Genomic DNA, 18,311 nt, shown 5'->3' with positions numbered 1-18,311 from the left:
TTTAGTCCAATGATTAACGATACTTTGACATATTTTCACGAGATTTAAAGCAATTAAAAAACATAAACTATATCAAACTAATAGACGAATACAGAAAATGCAGAGTAAAGGGCTGATTAAATTTTTGGTAATAATAGTGGCATTAGCTTGTCTCTATTCTTTATCATTCACTTTTGTAACAAGAAAAGTGGAACGTGAAGCTGAGGCATATGCAGGAGGCGATATCGCAAAGGAAAAAGCATACCTCGATTCCATTGCGGGCGAAACGGTTTATAACTTGGGATTTGCCAAGTACACGTACAGAGAATGTAAATCCTATGAACTTGCTCTAGGGCTAGATCTTAAAGGAGGTATGAACGTCACTATGGAGATTTCTTTAGATGAGTTGATTAAAAACTTAGCTAACAATCCAAAAGACGAAAAGTTTAATACTTCTCTAAACTCAGCAATTCAAAAAAGTAAATCGTCAAACAAATCCGTTGTCGACCTTTTTATCGAAGATTATAAAGCTAGTGGTGCATCTGCTAGTTTAGCTTCATTCTTTGCGACAAAAGACAATTCTGCTTTCATTAAAGCAACAAGTTCAGATTCCGATTTAAAAAACTTCCTTCAAAAAGAAGCTGATAACGCGATCCAGAACTCCTACAAAGTATTACGTACACGTATCGACAAATTTGGTGTTGCATCTCCAAACATTCAGATTCAACAAGGAACCAACCGTATCCTTATTGAGCTGCCTGGTGTCAATGACGAGAGCCGCGTACGCAAACTCTTACAAGGGTCAGCCAAATTAGAATTCTATGAGACGCATGATAATGTACAGATCTATCCATTGTTAGATAACATTAACCGTTCTTTAGCGAGCTCTTTAAAATCTAACGAACCTGCAAAAACTACTGTAACCACAGATTCAGCAGCAGTAGACAGTACAAAAAAAGAAGACAACCTACTTGCTAATTTGTCTGCAAACAAAGGCGACAAACAAGATTCTACCGCAGTAGCGGCAAATATGGCTGCAGAAAACCCATTATTCAGTGTATTGATGCCATCAATATACCAAGCTGAAAATGGACAACAACAACTAGCTCCTGGAGCTCAGGTTGGTATCGCTAATCTAAAAGACACTGCCAAAGTAAATGCTTACTTGGCAAGACCGGAGATCAAATCCCAGATTCCTTCAAACTTAAAATTGATGTGGGCGGTAAAACCGGAGCACCGTAGCCCTAACTTCTTATCGCTGTATGCTATAAAACCAATCCCAGGTGAACATGGTGCAGTATTAACAGGTGAAGTTATTACAGACGCTAGAGATGCTTTCAACCCGCAGACCAATGCCCCTGAAGTATCTATGCAGATGAACTCTTATGGTGCAAAAGAATGGAGACGCATCACAGCTAAAGCAGCACAGACTAAAGCATCGATAGCTATCGTTTTAGATGGAGTTGTTTACTCTGCTCCTACTGTAAGCAATGAAATTCCGGGAGGTAGCTCTTCAATATCCGGTAACTTCACAATTGAAGATACGAAAGATTTAGCCAACGTATTGAAAGCAGGTCGCCTTCCTACAACCGCTAAAATCGTAGAAGAAGCTATTGTTGGTCCTTCATTAGGACAAGCAGCAATTGACTCTGGTGTTAACTCTGCCGTAATTGGTATTGTAGTCGTCATGATATTCATGGTTGTCTACTACAACAGAGCAGGTTGGGCTGCCAACATTGCTGTATTATTCAACGTATTCTTCTTACTAGGTATTTTGGCATCATTAAATGCTGTATTAACCTTACCTGGTATCGCTGGTATCGTATTGACTATGGGTACGGCCGTGGATGCCAACGTACTGATATACGAACGTATACGTGAAGAACTCCGTCTAGGCAAAAGTATTCGTCAAGCTATAGCCGATGGTTATAAACATGCATTACCGTCTATCTTAGACTCACAAATCACAACATTCCTAGTTGGTGTTGTATTATTCTTCTTCGGATCAGGACCTATCTTAGGTTTTGCAACAACATTGATGATTGGTATTATCACGTCACTATTTACGTCTATTTTCATCTCTCGTTTAATTTTCGAGTTTATGTTAGACAGAGATATGAAAATATCAGTTTCATTCCCATGGTCGGAGAAAACACTTCAAAATGCGAACTATCAATTCATTAAAAACCGTAAGAAATTCTATGTCGTATCACTGATCGCTGTAGCAGTTTCTTTAGGTTTTGTCTTCACTAAAGGCTTCACATTAGGTGTAGACTTCCAAGGTGGACGTACCTACACTGTACGTTATGACAAAGTTGTAGATCTTGAAACGATTCGTAAAAACCTAGATGAAACGTTCCAATCCACAACAGAAGTAAAAACATTTGGTAGCGAGAATCAAGTACGTGTCACAACAACATACCATATCACCGAAACTTCGGATGAAGCGGATGCAGAAGTATTAGCAAAATTAAATGAAGGTCTATCCAAAGAGCAAGGAAACAAATACGAAATCCTTTCTTCTCAAAAAGTAGGTCCATCTATTGCTTCCGATATCAAAGGAAGAGCAGTTTGGTCTAGTATCCTTTCTGTGTTAATCATTGCAGCTTATATCTTAGTACGTTTCCATAAATGGCAGTATTCAGTTGGTGCAGCTGTAGCAACTATACATGATGGTATTATCCTACTAGGTCTATTCTCCATATTAGATGGTATCGTACCATTCTCATTGGATATTGACCAGCACTTTGTAGCGGCTTTCCTTACTGTACTAGCCTATTCGGTCAATGATACAGTAGTTGTATTTGACCGTATCCGTGAAGATGTAAGCAAGTCAAAAGGTATGAATAGATATTTTGGAGATGTTGTAAATCAAGCGATCAATACCACTTTGAGTCGTACCATTATTACTTCATTAACAATTATCTTCGTACTTGCAGTATTGTTCGTATTCGGTGGAGAGGTGATTAGAGGTTTCTCTTTTGCAATCTTAATCGGTATCATTGTAGGTACATACTCGTCTATCGTACTAGCAGCTCCTACTGTATATGACTTAGGAAAAGGCAAAGCTATTGCTAAGCCCGCTGAAGAAAAAGTAAAAGTAGTGACACCTTAATCGTCACCCATATCATATAAAAAAGGCTACCGAACGGTAGCCTTTTTTTATGCCTATTAGATTCAACATCACAACGTCAGATTCATAGTTTTTTACGATGTACATTCGTTGAATACAAAGCATTTTATATAAGTTTGTAGGGATAAAAAACAAACGTATGAAGAAAATGATTATACCAGCTTATCTTATTGTAAGCGTATCGTTGGGGTTATCTAGTTGCTCTAATACCTCAAGTAATACGGAACAGAACAAAACGGAGGCTGACGCACATCAAGGTCACGACCATAGTGCGCATGCAAACAGCACTAATAATACCACTACCCAAGCGCCTGCAAACAACACGTCCAATCTTGCTCAGGGTGACCCTATTGCGCAAATCCCGACCTTTACATTTTATAAAGTAAAATCTGGTATCTCATTTACAAATACAGACATTCCAAAAGGAAAAAAAACCGCCTTCATTCTTTTTGATCCAGGCTGTTCACACTGCAGAACAGAAGCAGCAGCATTAGGAAAAAACTACGACCGCATTAAAGGAATCAATATCTACTTCGTTTCTATGAATGACCCCGCCTTAATGGCATCTTTCTTAGAAACATTTGCTAAAGAACTTGTCGATAAACCGAATGTTGAAGTCCTTTATGACAGAAACCAGGAATTTATTCAAAAATTCCACGTTCCTACGCAATTCCCGGCCAATTATGTATACGATAAAGACAATAAGTTACAGGCCCATTGGGATGGAGACAAAAATATCAACGAAATAGTAGCAGCCTACACTAAATAATAAGCCCAACACAACAAGTGATACCCCCCATGAAATATCCATGTGGCATTGGAAGCAAGAGCTCCAACACAGCAGTTAGGATATTCCATTCCGATATATCGGAACAAGTTAATCGCCGTTAAAAGAAAGATTATCCACATATGAAAATAGCAATAAATGGCTTTGGTCGTATAGGTAGACACACCTTGCGCAACCTATTGGCTCGTCAACTTCCAAACATTGAAGTTATAGCTATAAATGACCTCACAGATTCCGCTACGCTGGCACATTTACTGAAATACGACTCAGTACATGGCCCTTTTCCAGGAGATATTTCGCATGGTGCGGATTTTATAAGTGTGAACGGCAATAAAATAACAATACTGAACGAAAAAAATCCAGTAGACCTACCTTGGTCCACGTTACAGATTGATCTCGTTGTAGAATCTACTGGATTTTTCACCGCTCGCGAAAAGGCTAATTTACATCTAGCTGCAGGAGCCAAACAAGTTCTTATTTCAGCTCCCTCTTCGGATAAGGATGTCCCTACTGTAGTATTAGGGATAAACGACATCGATTTTGATTGGCATGCTCCTATTTTCTCGAATGCTTCCTGTACCACCAACAATGTTGCCCCTTTAGTAAAGATATTGGATGAAAACTGGCAAATAGAAGATGGCTATATTACCACGGTACACTCCATGACTGGAGACCAGAACCTGCATGATGCTCCTCATAGAGATTTACGCAGAGCGAGAGCAGCCTCTTCGTCTATCATCCCTACCAGCACAGGTGCTGCAAAAGCGATAACCAATGTCTTCCCTCACTTGGAAGGAAAACTTGGTGGAGCAGGCATCCGTGTACCTGTATTGAATGGTTCACTTACTGATTTTACCTGTACGCTCAAGAAAAAAACTACAGTAGCAGAGATCAACGAAAAGTTCAAGGCAGCTGCAGCTGGGAGTCTCAAACAAGTGTTATACTATACGGAAGATCCAATCGTATCTGTTGACATTATCAACAACCCGTACTCTTGTGTCTTCGATGCGCAATTGACGTCTATTGTCGGCGGGTTGGTCAAAGTTGTAGGTTGGTATGATAATGAGTTTGGCTATTCCAATAGATTGGTAGACATATTACACAAAATAAGTTCGTTGTGATACGCTTTATAACAGCAGAGCAAACGCTCCCTCTTCGCTCCGAGGTACTTCAAAATGGAATAGATTATACAAAATGTCTTTTTGACCATGACCTATATCCCACAACATTTCATATGGGATATTTCGAAGAAGACAAACTAGTCTGTATACTGACTTGCATGCAAGAGAATCATGGCAAACTCCCAAAATCAGCCTATAGATTACGCGGCATGGCAACAGCTCCTGAAGGTAGGCGCAAGGGATACGCTGCACAATTACTGCTAGCCGCCATGGAGCATCTTCGATCCCAGCTACATATCGACTATCTTTGGTTCAACGCACGTACTATCGCCTTCCCCTTTTACGAAGCATTAGGATTCGAATATATGTCCGACGAATTCGATATTCCAGGAATAGGACCACATCGCGAAATGTTTAAGATGCTATAACCACTCGTTCAAAAGCTATTACATTTCGCGTTCTACCCCTAGTCCAAACAAAGCAAAATCATATTTTACCGGGTCATCCGGATCCAGAATCAAAAGGTTATCTGTCAGTTCTACAGCAGTGTTCCAATTGACTTTATCCAATGTAATTAGTCCAAATTTACGTGCGACCCTTTCCACATGCACATCACAGGGACATACCAACTGAGCCGGTGATATCTTCTCCCAGATTCCAAAATCTACCCCTTGTGTATCACGTCGTACCATCCAGCGCAAAAACATATTTAACCGCTTGCAAGTGGATTTTTGAAAGGGCGAACTCACATGTTTTCTCGTACGTGTAGGATAATCTGCTAATGAAAAAAAATAAGCTTTAAACCTATTTAATGCTATCTCAATATCGATCGAGGGATACCCAGCCTCCTGCCCTATCAAAAAAGCATCCTCCAACGAATCAGATTCCATATAATGGTGTCTAAAGAAAGCAACAAAGTAAAGCAGATCCGTATCATTAAAAGTACGATGCTTAAATCCCAACAAGCTCTTGAGATCAACATCCTTATGATTTCGGATAAAATCATAAGGCGCACCATCCATCCTATCGATTAGCTCTTTACATTTATTAATAATAGTCTTCCGCTGTCCCCATGCCAAGATAGCAGCAATAAAGCCCATGATTTCGATATCCTTCTTATCACTAAAAAGATGAGGGATCAATATCGGATCATTTTCTATAAACTCCGGACGATTATACTCCTCCACCTTTTTATCAAGAAATTCCTTCAGATTAAAACTCCCCATACTATTCCAACGCTTGCTTTAAATCTGCTATCAAATCATCGGCATCTTCAATACCGACAGAAAGCCGTAACATATTATCAACCACACCTACACGGTCACGCTCCTCTTTCGTCATCGAACCATGAGACATCGTCGCCGAATGATTAACCATAGACTCTACACCTCCTAAGGACTCTGCTATCGAAAATAGCTTAAACCTAGAAGCGATACGAAAAGTCTCCTCCAGATCAGCACCGCGTAAAACCACAGAAACTACTGCTCCAAAATCCCGCATTTGTCTTTTTGCTATCTCATGCCCCTTATGCGTTTCGAATCCAGGCCAATAAATAGTCTCTATCTTAGGGTGATCTTTCAGAAATTCCGCCACTTTTCTTGCATTTTCACAATGTGCTCTCATGCGCAAATGAAGCGTCTTAATACCGCGCAGGGCTAAAAAACAATCTTGAGGCCCAGGAGTTCCTCCGCAGGTATTGTAATAAAAACGCAACCGTCTATATAGCGCTTCATCATTCATGACCAACGCCCCCATTACAACATCCGAATGCCCATTGATGTACTTCGTCGCAGAATGCATCACGATATCAGCTCCCATATCCAATGGGTTCTGCAAATAAGGCGAAGCAAACGTATTATCCACTACATAGCATATTGAAGCAGCCTTAGCAATCCTTCCAATAGCCTCCAAATCCGCAAGCTGTAACGTTGGGTTAGTAGGAGTCTCGATCCATATCAACTTCGTGTTTTCGGTAATTGCCTTCTCTATAGCTTCCGTATTCGATGTGTCTACAAAACGAAAGTTGATTCCATAATCTGCATATACCTTGGTAAAAATACGATAGGATCCTCCATAGAGATCATCGCTGGTCAACACCTCATCCCCTGGTTTTAACAGACGTAGCACACAGTCCGTTGCAGCCATCCCCGAAGCAAAAGCCAATCCATATTGACCATTTTCCAATGATGCCAGACAATCCTCTAAAGCTTTACGCGTAGGATTTGTTCCCCGAGAATATTCATACCCCTTATGTTCACCAGGATACGGCTGTTTATAAGTAGAGGTCTGATATATAGGAGTCATTATAGCACCAGTAGCAGGATCGGCCTCCTGCCCGGCATGTATCGCACGAGTTGCAAACTTATAAGCCATTGTCTTTAAAATTTTATCCATATAAACTTACTAAAAATATAGCGGTGAAGGATACTTATATGAATACCCCAATTCGTCCATAATCTTCTGTCCCAATACCACCTTTTGATGGCTAGTCACAGGATCAAAACCAGTAGGTAAAGGCAATCCGTACTTGGACGCAGACGCTAAAATAACCTCTTTCTTTGTTGGGTGTATTGGAGCGACAATATTATAGACATTCGGCGGAGCCAATGATAAAAATCCTAACTTGATCAACTCCGTCACATCCTCCAAATGCACAAAATTAGCGGGTTGGTCACCGGTTTGACACAGTCTCCCTCCAAAATACTTTGCGAATATACGCTCCTTCCCAAATAAACCTCCCAGTCGATATATCAACGTAAGAGGAAGGCTCCCCATGGCCTGCTCTGCCTCCAATAATCGCCCATCCAATTCATCGTTCCATTCCTCATCATACAAACCATCTTTATCAGGATAAACGCCAATAGAGCTTAAAAAAATATGCTTCTTAAAGACGAGCTGCTGCAATAGGGATTGAACATTCCTAAACCTTCTATCGAGCACATCTTTAGTATTTCGCGATGCAGCGGGTATAGAATTGAGAACAAAATCAAATGAATCAGGAAGTACCTGCTGCTCTTTTAATCCTTCATCAAAGTCAATACAAACCCCATGATAGCCCAATCCTTTAAACACAGCGACCTTATCAAGAGACGTCGTCGATATCCATACCTCGTACCCATCACTATATAGGAGCGCTGCAACATCTTGTCCAACCCAACCACCGCCCAATATCAACACACGTCTTACCCTCTCAGATAACATTGTACTCTTCATAACCAATAAACTTAATCAGAACCAAAAAATCGTAAAAAAGCAAAACTGTAAAAACATACAATCTCGCTTTTTTACGATTTCAAAAACTAAATCAGCGACCTGACTAGTATGCTTTCGCAAAAAGAACTCTTCTAGACGAAGGTTTACCTGTAAAGATACATACCCCCTCTTCTTCTTTAGCGTCTAAAGGAATACAGCGGATAGTAGCTTTTGTCTCTTCCTTCACACGTTTTTCCGTTTCTACCGTACCATCCCAGTGACAAGAGACAAACCCGCCCTTACCTTCTATAACCTGTTTAAATTCGTCGTAAGAATTTACTTCCGTAGTATGAGATGCCCTAAAATCAATCGCTTTCTGATAGATATGCTGTTGAATATCTTCCAAAAGTACTTCTATCGTATTGGCTAGACCTTCTTGCGCTACTGTTTCTTTTGTTTGCTTATCGCGACGCGCCAATTCCACCGTTCCATTCTGCATGTCACGCGCACCTACAGCTACACGTACCGGCACACCTTTAAGCTCCCACTCTGCAAACTTGAACCCTGGACGTTGCGTATCACGGTCATCGTATTTGACAGAAATATCTTTACCTTTCAGCTCAGCCTGCAAATTAGCGACAAACGTATCAATAGAAGCTTTCTCTTCGTCCGTTTTATAAATAGGCACAATGACGACCTGTATAGGCGCTAATTTAGGCGGCAATACCAGCCCCTGATCGTCCGAATGAGCCATAATAAGCGCTCCCATCAAACGTGTCGACACACCCCATGATGTCGCCCATACGTATTCTTGTTTTCCTTCTTTACTCGTAAACTTAACATCAAATGCCTTCGCAAAATTCTGTCCCAAGAAATGTGAAGTACCGGCTTGTAATGCCTTGCCATCCTGCATCAATGCCTCGATACAAAACGTATCCAATGCGCCTGCAAAACGCTCATTTTCTGTTTTTCTACCGCGAACTACAGGAACTGCCAATGTGTTTTCAGCGAAATCCGCGTATACCTCCAACATTTGTTCCGCTTCAGCAATTGCTTCTTCACTCGTAGCGTGCGCCGTATGGCCTTCTTGCCATAAAAACTCCGCAGTACGTAAGAAAAGACGTGTACGCATTTCCCACCGAACTACATTCGCCCATTGATTGACTAAGATTGGTAAATCTCTGTAAGACTCAATCCAGCCCTTATAGGTATTCCAGATAATCGTTTCCGAAGTAGGGCGAACAATAAGCTCCTCTTCTAATTTTGCATCCTCATCAACAATGATATTACCACTTCCATCATTTTTCAAACGGTAGTGCGTCACCACAGCACACTCTGTTGCAAATCCTTCTACGTGAGAAGCCTCCTTAGAAAAGAAAGATTTAGGAATAAACAAGGGAAAATACGCATTACTATGACCTGTTTCCTTAAAACGCTTATCCAAAATGGCCTGCATACGCTCCCAGATTGCATACCCATAGGGCTTAATAACCATACAACCTCTCACCGCGGAATTCTCCGCCAAATCAGCCTTAATCACTAGGTCATTATACCACTGAGAATAATCCTCGCTTCTACTCGTTATTCCTTTGCTCATTGTTCTTTTTTAACTATTTAATTTGTAACAATATATTATATTTACGGACAATCCGTAATAATATCTTTTTCCTTGGATAAATTAATTTATATTTTTGAGACAGGGATTAAACCTTTGCAAAAATACGCGTCTAAGATAGTAAAAAGAGACTAGATTATATAGACACTTTAGTGATAAAGATATAAAGAGCCCTACGTGTACAACACAGAATACCATGGGTTGTTCCTAAAAAAGGCTCCATCTGAAAACTAAACAAAAAATCAAACAGATGAAAACAAATAAATTACTTATCGGAGGCTGGACTTTAGCACTTGTTGCCTTATTGAGCTCCTGCTCGACGAGTAGACAAGTTACGTATAGAGACGATGTCTATAACAATCAGACTGCAGGCAGCAGACCTGCACCGGTTTATCAAAGCCCTGATTATTACTATACTGAACCGCAAAATTCGAATTCAAACACAGGTGGTGGCTATTATTCAGATGAATATTCAGACGAAGAATATTACGAAGATCAATACGAAGACCTACAATACGCAAACCGTATCAATAGATTCTATTATTCATCACCAGGCATGACCTATTATGATCCTTGGTTTGACCCATGGTATGGGTACGGAGGCTTCGGATTAGGCTGGTCTACCGGTGGATGGGGATCAAGCTGGTCCATTGGATTTGGCTGGGGATCGCCTTACTACAGCTACGGCTGGGGATCACCTTATTATGGTTACGGATGGGGAAGACCTTACTATGGCTACGGTGGTTACTGGGGACACAATTCCTATTACAACTCTTGGGGACATCCCTATTATGGATACAATAATAACTACTACTATAACAACGGTTATTATGGCAGCAGACGCCCGGCGAATTCTTCTGTACGTTCCACTAGTCGTGATAGATTCAATACAAGAACAGCGACTTCTAGCCGTAGGGATGCAAGCTCTAGTAGTAGTAGTAGACGTGGATCCACAGGCGTAGTACGCGATGCTAACGGCCGTATTGACACTAGATCTACCGCATCGAGCCGTAGAGGTACGAGCGATGGTACGACATCAAACCGAGTAGGCACATCCCGTGGAGACGGTGGAAGCTTAAGAGGCTCAGCCAACACATCACGTAGAGGAACTTCCACCGAGGTAAATAGAGGAACCATGGACTCCGGAAGAGGAACAGACACTCGTGCAACAAGTAGCAGACGTGGACAATCTACAAGTCAAGGTACAGTATCAAGACCTACCACGACCGATAGATCAAGTACTTCGAGACCGACTACAGCTCCTTCAAGCCGTCGTTCTGACAGTGGTAGCTCAAGGTCTTCTGGAAGCACCTACACACCTCCTTCTAGAAGCAGCAGCGGTTCGTCTATGTCCAGTGGCGGTGGTTCTATGTCCCGCGGAGGCGGTGGTGGTGGAGCAACTCGCTCATCTGGTTCTTCAAGACGCTAGAAGTAAGCTAATCCTCCAAAAAGGAATTAGCCTAGGTAACAGTTCTTTAAATAAAAACAAAAATAATCCTTATCAACAGCCAATAGTCAAATTGGCTGTTGATAAATTGGGCAAATAATATTCTATGAAGTTTAAACATATTATCCTTTCGGCATTTGTATCGAGCATCTTTTGGTCGCAATCACATGCACAATCCGTAGACGATGCATTGACATTCTCAAGAGAAGACAACGGTGGGTCTGCGCGAATGAAAGGAATGGGGAATCCCCAAACAGCACTAGGAGGTGACATTTCAGCAATCAATGGTAACCCCGCAGGACTAGGTTTCTTCAGCCGATCAGATATGTCAATCACATTTGACTATCTAGGAAACAAAAACAAGACCTCTTATCAGGGGATGAATTCCAACAGTAAGAAGGACAATTTCGGTGTAGATCAGGCAGGTGTTGTTTTCCATTTCCCTTCTTCAAATTACCGGTCCAATTCCGGTTGGTTGAATTTCAATGTCGGAATAAGCTACAATAAAACGCAGAATTTTAACAACAGGCTCACATATGAGGGTGTAAATAATCAAACGACAATTGTCAATGCACTTTCGGATTTAATGGCAAATGATAGAGTCGGTGATTTTAGAAACGATTTTGCCAATTCCAACATTGTAGAGCAATTTGGAGACTCAAAAAAAGGATATTTTCCTTTAGCCAAAGAAGCCGCTGACAAAAACCAATACAATGATATTATCACCAGAGGCAACCGCAGTAAGACAGCTATCGCCTTTGGTTCCAACTACGATAACAAATTCTATATTGGTGCTACTTTAGGTATTACATCATTCAGATATGAAAAAAGTGCTCAATTCATTGAAAATGGCTGGACCAAAAGTAGAGATGAAATCTTAGCAGATAATCCAAATTCAGATTATGCTGATCCAACAAAACCAGGGTATAAATACACTGAAGCTAGTTACGAACTATTCGACAACACGGGCCAGGTAGCCGAAGGCTCTGGAGTGGATTTCAAATTAGGAATGATCTATAAGCCTACAACCGACTGGAATATTGGTCTTACAATCAATACGCCAACCTGGATGACGGTTAAAGATGATAGCCAAGCGTACACTGATGTACATTTCTACGATAATGATTCAGCAAAAGATCCCTTCCACGTCTACGAATCAAAAAACTACCCTGGGCAAGAAGACTATAACATGACGACCCCTTGGAAATTTGGTTTAGGTCTATCCAAGTTCTTCAGTAGAGGGCTCTTAACTGCAGACATGGAGTATGTCACATACAATACGATGCGTTATTCTTCAGCTAACTACTCGGGAGGAGGAAACTACGATGGTATAAACAAGGATATTAAGGACTTGTATAAGAATGCTGTAAACTTCAGAGTTGGAGGAGAATTCTTATTCACTAATATTCTAAGTGGACGTGCGGGTTTCAATTACTTCGGCAATCCATACAAAGGTGGCATTGATGACACAAACTATAGTGGTAGCTTAGGATTAGGTATTAAACTAACAAATTCACTTTACATGGATCTAGCTGTTGTCCACCAAGTCAATTCTTACAAACAAGCTGCTTACGCTATTGCAGAGGACTTCTGGAAAGCCCCTAGTCCAGTAGCATCTATTGATCACAAAAGAACAAGTGGTATCCTAACCTTAGGAGCCAAATTCTAAACAAATACAGATCATATTAAAAAAGGGGCTGTCTAGAGTATTACGAGACAGCCCCTTTTTCTTTCTGCAGTAAAAAACCATTAGCTCACATTTCTTAAACCAACACAGGTTCAACTTGATACCAACTAGGGTACTTCTTATTAGATAATAGGGATTTCATACGGACTTTATTCGGAGATAACAGGGACCTCATTCGGATAAAAGCGAATAATCCCCCTGTTATTTACCTACTATATCCTGACTTATTACTTCTTAAAAAATAACGTAGCAATAACATGTCCCCTAGATATTATTAGTATCAACTAATTAAGCTTAAAATAACATGGGAAGAGCAGAAAGTGGACCAATGGGCTCTGCTCGTGAAAAAGTAGGATCTTTAAATGATGCTAGATATCAAAATCAGCTTAAGCAGTAAAAGCAAAAAAGCCTCGAGCGGAACCCGAGACTTAATATACTTAATAAAAGTGGCTTAACTAAGCCCCTTTTTAATAGGGTAGATTCACTATTTCGCGATGATCGTTTCAATACCTAACGAATCAAACAACTCTTGAAAAGCAGGAGGTATCTCATTACTGATAATGATATCAATCTGTGAAAAATCCACAATTTTCCCAAAACTCTTTCTACCAAATTTACTGAAATCGGCCAATACGATAACCTGTTGTGCTACAGTAATCATTTTTTGGTTTAACATCGCTTCCTGCGCATTAGTTGTAGATATCCCATAGTCAAGGTCGATACCATCTACCCCTAAAAACAATTTCGAACAGAAAAAATGATCTAAGATATTATTCGCATATTGTCCAGTCACCGATGAAGATGTACGGCGCACTGACCCTCCCAATTGGATGACCTCTACATTTTGATGTTTAAGCAGCTCTAGCGTTACATTCAACGCAGACGTAACTACAGTCAGGTTTCCCTGTGGCATAATCTCCCTGGCCAAAAACTGAGTTGTCGTACCCGATCCAATAATAATAGAATCATTGGCCAACACAAGTCTCGATGCCGCTCGGGCTATACTTATTTTTTCATCTTCATATATTTTTTCCTTCTCAACAACTGGCCTATCTGTTTGATAAGGATTCTGTCTCGTAGCGCCACCATGCGTACGATATACTAACCCAGTATCTTCCAAAAATTGTAAATCTTTACGGATTGTTACAGAAGAAACACTTAATTCTTCGCACAAATCCAAAACAGAAACATGCCCATTTTGGTTTACTTGTTTGATAATATATTGATGCCGTTCGACATTATTCATACGGATATTACTTATTTTCATTGGATACCAGCTACCTCTTTGGTAAATCTGGGCAGATGTAACAGATGGTATTAACCAAGATTACGATCTCTACATTCACAACCCTAAGATAATTAAGTTATTCCAAAACTAGGGCATTTATCTAAAAGACTTCATAAACTTTCGTTTATTTACGTTTTTTACTATTTTTACAAAACAAAGCACAAACAAACACAGTAAATCAAAATGAAATTCACAAGAAACGAAGCTTTAGAAAGCATTCAGAACACAGATTTTTGGGATATTGCCATTATTGGGGGCGGTGCTACCGGCTTAGGAATTGCCGTCGACGCTGCTTCGAGGGGGTATCGCACATTACTTGTCGAAAAGTACGATTTTGCAAAAGGCACATCAAGCAAAAGTACCAAGCTTGTGCATGGTGGGGTACGCTATCTCGCTAATGGCGATATTAAACTAGTGCTATCTGCTTTAAAAGAAAGAGGATTACTGTTTAAAAATGCTCCTCACGTCTCATTTGTTCAGAGCTTTGTCATTCCATCCTATTCCACTTTCAATAAGTTGAAATTTCTTATAGGACTAAAACTGTATGATTGGATGGCTGGGAAACTAAGAATAGGGAAATCTACCTTATTGAACAAAGATGAAGTCTCTCAAAAATTACCCAAGATAAAGACTAAAGGCCTAGTAGGTGGTGTACAATATTACGATGGTCAGTTTGATGATTCCAGACTTGCTATCAACCTGGGGCAAACAGCGGCTTCTCATGGAGCTACTCTATTGAACTATGCCGAGGTCAACAACATCACCAAAGACGCTACTGGAAAAACGAATGGTTTAAGCTTAATTGACACCTTATCAGGAGCTACCTTTACCATCCAAGCAAAGTCAGTAATCAACGCAACAGGCGTTTTTGTGGATGACATCCTTAAACTTGACACCCCTACGCACAAAGACATTGTTCGTCCGAGTCAGGGAGCCCATATTGTTATCGACAAAAAGTTCTTAGGCAACGAAGACGCATTGATGATACCAGAAACCAGCGATGGACGAGTGCTTTTTGGTGTACCATGGCATGACAAAGTATTGCTCGGCACCACCGACACTCCACTACATGCGCATCAAATTGAACCCAGACCACTAAACGAGGAGATCGATTTCATCTTAAAAACGGCAAACGATTACCTAGAAAATGCCCCCACAGAAAAAGATGTCCTTAGCGTATTTGCTGGCTTACGTCCTTTAGCTGCGCCAACCGATGGTGACTCCGAAAGCACCAAAGAAATATCCAGAGATCACAAACTAATCAAGAGTGCTTCACAATTGATTACCATTACAGGTGGAAAATGGACCACATACCGCAAAATGGCTGAAGAAACAGTTGATTTAGCTATTAAAACAGCAAATCTTCCTCCTGCCGAATGCAAAACACACAAGCTACCGATCCACGGTTATTCGCTAGATAAAAAACCCGGCCATTGGCAAGTTTATGGTTCCGATATCGAGCCGCTCATGAAACTCGCTTCAACATCTCCTGCACTAGGCGAGAAATTGCATCCGATGTACGAGTTTCTAGCTGCCGAAGTGGTCTGGGCATGTCGTTATGAAATGATTGCCAAAGTAGAAGACTTTCTAGCCCGACGAGTACGCTTTCTTCTATTGGACGCCAAAGCCTCTTTAGAAGCGGCCCCAAAAGTCGCAGCACTAATGGCGCAAGAGCTTGGCAAGAATGAAGCTTGGATAGCGAAAGAAATCGAAGACTATACAACCCTTGTTAAAAACTACACCCTATAATAGCTAACCTATAAACCCACTATATGATGAACAAGGAATACATACTCGCTCTGGATCAAGGCACCACCAGCTCCCGAGCCATCCTTTTTAGCCAAAAAGGAGAAATCATCGAGATTGCTCAAAAAGAGTTTACCCAGATATATCCAAAATCAGGTTGGGTAGAACACGATGCCCAAGAAATATGGTCTACACAACTTGCCGTTATGACCGAGGCAATCGCCAAGACAAAAATAAAACTAGAAGCAATTAAAGCCATAGGTATTACCAATCAAAGAGAGACGACTATAGTATGGAATAGAAAAACAGGTAAACCGGTATATAACGCCATCGTTTGGCAGGATCGTAGAACAGCGGACTACTGCAAAAAAATTGCAGAGAAAGGACTAGAGCGCACTATTCAAGAGAAAACAGGACTTCTGATCGATGCCTATTTTTCCGCTTCCAAAATCAATTGGATACTTAATAACGTAAAAGGTGCTAAACAATTAGCACAAAAAGGCGAGCTTGCTTTCGGAACAGTAGACTCTTGGCTGGTCTATAACCTTACAAATGGAGAGAAACATGTTACAGATGTATCGAATGCCTCTCGCACTTTACTTTTAAATATACATACCTTACAATGGGACAAAGAGCTATTGGATATCTTCGAAATCCCCGAATCAATGCTTCCTACGGTATGCAGTAGCTCCGAAATATACGGACATACCTCACAGGACATCGCTAAAGTTCAGGTTCCAATTGCAGGAATTGCAGGAGACCAACAAGCGGCCCTGTTTGGACAATTATGCACACAAAAAGGCATGGTCAAAAACACTTATGGTACAGGCTGCTTTCTCCTCATGAACATTGGTAAAAAACCGGTTATATCCAACAATAAACTCGTCACCACAGTAGCCTGGAAAATCGGCAAAGAAGTCAATTACGCATTAGAAGGCAGTATCTTTATCGGTGGCGCTGTAGTACAGTGGCTCAGAGACGAACTAGGCATCATCCGCAAATCGAATGAAGTCGAGAAACTCGCCAACAGCGTGCCTGACACCAACGGGGTCTATCTTATACCTGCATTTTCAGGATTGGGAGCTCCACATTGGAATGCCGAAGCCCGAGGAACTATGGTAGGACTATCCCGCGGATCCAATGCCGCACATATTGCGCGAGCTTCATTAGAGAGCATCGCCTACCAGACTTATGATATACTAAAAGCAATGGAAGCAGACTCCTCCTCTCGAATAAAAGAACTCCGTGTAGATGGTGGCGCCACCCAAAACAGCTTTTTGATGCAGTTTCAGGCTGACATTCTTAAAACCAAAGTCATTCGTCCAGCCATTACAGAAACTACAGCTATGGGCGCAGCATTCCTTGCTGGTTTAGCTGTTGGATTCTGGAAGGACACCCAAGAGCTGCAGGCCCTATGGGAGGAAGATAAGGTATTCGAACCTACAAAATCGACTAAATACAACACACAACTTGCCGAATGGAAGCGAGCGACCGATACAGCAAAATTCTGGGCAGACTACAATAAGTAACAGTATGTAACCATTTTTCAATAAATCTATATTATGACACCTTTTATTGCAGAGTTAATAGGAACTGGAGCAATGATCCTTCTAGGCGGAGGAGTAGTTGCCAATGTAGTCTTAAACCACACCAAGGGTAACAACTCAGGTTGGATTGTCATTACAACCGCCTGGGCATTTGCCGTCTTTGTTGGAGTTACCATAGCTGGCCCCTATAGCGGAGCACATCTCAACCCAGCTGTGACACTTGCCAACTATATTTTAAACAATATAGATCTACAAACGACACTTTCGTACATTGCAGCGCAGTTTATTGGCGCGATGACAGGAGCTACCCTTGTGTGGATCATGTACAAAGACCACTTTGACCAAACGGACAATCCTGGAGCCAAACAGGCAGTATTCTGCACGGCTCCTGCTATCAAAAACCTTCCTATAAATCTATTCAGTGAGGCCTTAGGTACTTTCGTACTTATATTTACCATATTACATTTCAAAGAAGCAAGCTTAGCAGACCACTCCCCTATTGGGCTAGGATCTATAGGTGCTATTCCTGTAACATTCCTCGTTTGGGCCATTGGACTATCCTTAGGTGGCACTACAGGTTATGCAATCAATCCTGCTCGAGATTTAGGTCCTCGTATCATACATGCCTTATTGCCTATTAAAAATAAGGCAAACTTCGACTTATCTTATGCATGGGTACCTGTCGTAGGTCCATTGATAGGAGCTTCGTTAGCTGCGTTATTGTTCGTCTTTATGAAATAAAACGAAACAAAAAGCAACAATTAACATT

At 41.0% G+C, this 18,311-nt stretch carries 14 protein-coding genes; 9 read left to right on the top strand and 5 right to left on the bottom strand.

The genetic code is table 11. From position 1 onward, the window contains the following. The first annotated feature begins 97 nt into the window (after nucleotides 1–97). From secDF to CLV99_RS12065, 4 genes are all read left to right on the top strand, one after another. The gene (gene secDF / locus CLV99_RS12080) at nucleotides 98–3,094 is read left to right on the top strand and encodes a protein translocase subunit SecDF (RefSeq protein WP_133584763.1); all 2,997 of its coding nucleotides are present in this window, start codon (nucleotides 98–100) and stop codon (nucleotides 3,092–3,094) included. 157 nt (nucleotides 3,095–3,251) lie between these two features. Beyond that, the gene (locus tag CLV99_RS12075; RefSeq protein ID WP_133584762.1) at nucleotides 3,252–3,881 is read left to right on the top strand and encodes a peroxiredoxin family protein; all 630 of its coding nucleotides are present in this window, start codon (nucleotides 3,252–3,254) and stop codon (nucleotides 3,879–3,881) included. A 140-nt stretch (nucleotides 3,882–4,021) separates the two neighbouring features. Then, on the top strand, nucleotides 4,022–5,020 hold the full coding sequence (gap, locus tag CLV99_RS12070; RefSeq protein WP_133584761.1) for a type I glyceraldehyde-3-phosphate dehydrogenase: 999 nt from the start codon (nucleotides 4,022–4,024) through the stop codon (nucleotides 5,018–5,020). Further along, the gene (locus CLV99_RS12065; RefSeq protein WP_133584760.1) at nucleotides 5,017–5,448 is read left to right on the top strand and encodes a GNAT family N-acetyltransferase; all 432 of its coding nucleotides are present in this window, start codon (nucleotides 5,017–5,019) and stop codon (nucleotides 5,446–5,448) included. The genes gap and CLV99_RS12065 overlap by 4 nt, the downstream gene beginning before the upstream one ends. An 18-nt stretch (nucleotides 5,449–5,466) precedes the next feature. Here CLV99_RS12065 and CLV99_RS12060 read toward each other — a convergent pair whose 3' ends face one another. The 4 genes from CLV99_RS12060 to proS all read right to left on the bottom strand — a co-directional run bounded on the left by CLV99_RS12060 (nucleotide 5,467) and on the right by proS (nucleotide 9,809). Further along, nucleotides 5,467–6,246, bottom strand: coding sequence for a TIGR02757 family protein (locus CLV99_RS12060; protein WP_133584759.1), 780 nt, complete (start codon nucleotides 6,244–6,246; stop codon nucleotides 5,467–5,469). Nucleotide 6,247: 1 nt separating this feature from the next. After that, entirely contained in the window at nucleotides 6,248–7,414 is a 1,167-nt protein-coding gene (locus CLV99_RS12055) for a cystathionine gamma-synthase (RefSeq protein WP_246032753.1), read from the bottom strand. A gap of 9 nt (nucleotides 7,415–7,423) precedes the next feature. Further along, nucleotides 7,424–8,233: a Rossmann-fold NAD(P)-binding domain-containing protein gene (locus tag CLV99_RS12050; RefSeq protein ID WP_133584758.1), complete on the bottom strand. Its 810-nt coding sequence runs from the start codon at nucleotides 8,231–8,233 to the stop codon at nucleotides 7,424–7,426. A gap of 103 nt (nucleotides 8,234–8,336) precedes the next feature. Further along, nucleotides 8,337–9,809, bottom strand: a complete 1,473-nt coding sequence (gene proS, locus CLV99_RS12045) for a proline--tRNA ligase (RefSeq protein ID WP_133584757.1) — start codon at nucleotides 9,807–9,809, stop codon at nucleotides 8,337–8,339. Between the two features lie 268 nt (nucleotides 9,810–10,077). Here proS and CLV99_RS12040 point away from each other — a divergent pair, with 268 nt between their 5' ends. Both CLV99_RS12040 and CLV99_RS12035 read left to right on the top strand, forming a co-directional pair. Next, the gene (locus CLV99_RS12040; protein ID WP_246032752.1) at nucleotides 10,078–11,256 is read left to right on the top strand and encodes a hypothetical protein; all 1,179 of its coding nucleotides are present in this window, start codon (nucleotides 10,078–10,080) and stop codon (nucleotides 11,254–11,256) included. A gap of 124 nt (nucleotides 11,257–11,380) precedes the next feature. After that, the gene (locus CLV99_RS12035) at nucleotides 11,381–12,943 is read left to right on the top strand and encodes an OmpP1/FadL family transporter (protein ID WP_133584755.1); all 1,563 of its coding nucleotides are present in this window, start codon (nucleotides 11,381–11,383) and stop codon (nucleotides 12,941–12,943) included. Nucleotides 12,944–13,445: 502 nt separating this feature from the next. Here the strand turns inward: CLV99_RS12035 and CLV99_RS12030 are convergent. Then, nucleotides 13,446–14,228: a DeoR/GlpR family DNA-binding transcription regulator gene (locus CLV99_RS12030; protein WP_246032751.1), complete on the bottom strand. Its 783-nt coding sequence runs from the start codon at nucleotides 14,226–14,228 to the stop codon at nucleotides 13,446–13,448. A 204-nt stretch (nucleotides 14,229–14,432) separates the two neighbouring features. On the opposite strand from CLV99_RS12030, the gene CLV99_RS12025 reads away from it, so the two are divergent. From CLV99_RS12025 to CLV99_RS12015, 3 genes are read left to right on the top strand one after another with little or no spacing between them, the layout of a single operon-like run. After that, nucleotides 14,433–15,998: a glycerol-3-phosphate dehydrogenase/oxidase gene (locus CLV99_RS12025; RefSeq protein WP_133584754.1), complete on the top strand. Its 1,566-nt coding sequence runs from the start codon at nucleotides 14,433–14,435 to the stop codon at nucleotides 15,996–15,998. A gap of 23 nt (nucleotides 15,999–16,021) precedes the next feature. After that, nucleotides 16,022–17,524, top strand: coding sequence for a glycerol kinase GlpK (gene glpK, locus CLV99_RS12020; protein ID WP_133584753.1), 1,503 nt, complete (start codon nucleotides 16,022–16,024; stop codon nucleotides 17,522–17,524). Nucleotides 17,525–17,557: 33 nt separating this feature from the next. Then, nucleotides 17,558–18,283 carry an MIP/aquaporin family protein gene (locus tag CLV99_RS12015; RefSeq protein WP_133584752.1) on the top strand — a complete coding sequence of 242 codons (726 nt, stop codon included), beginning with the start codon at nucleotides 17,558–17,560 and terminating at the stop codon, nucleotides 18,281–18,283. Nucleotides 18,284–18,311: the final 28 nt, after the last annotated feature.

Source organism: Sphingobacterium yanglingense (assembly GCF_004363245.1).
GTDB classification, from domain to species: domain Bacteria; phylum Bacteroidota; class Bacteroidia; order Sphingobacteriales; family Sphingobacteriaceae; genus Sphingobacterium; species Sphingobacterium yanglingense.
The sequence above is the reverse complement of the archived record's forward strand: the minus strand, read 5'-3'. Positions and strand labels throughout refer to the sequence as shown.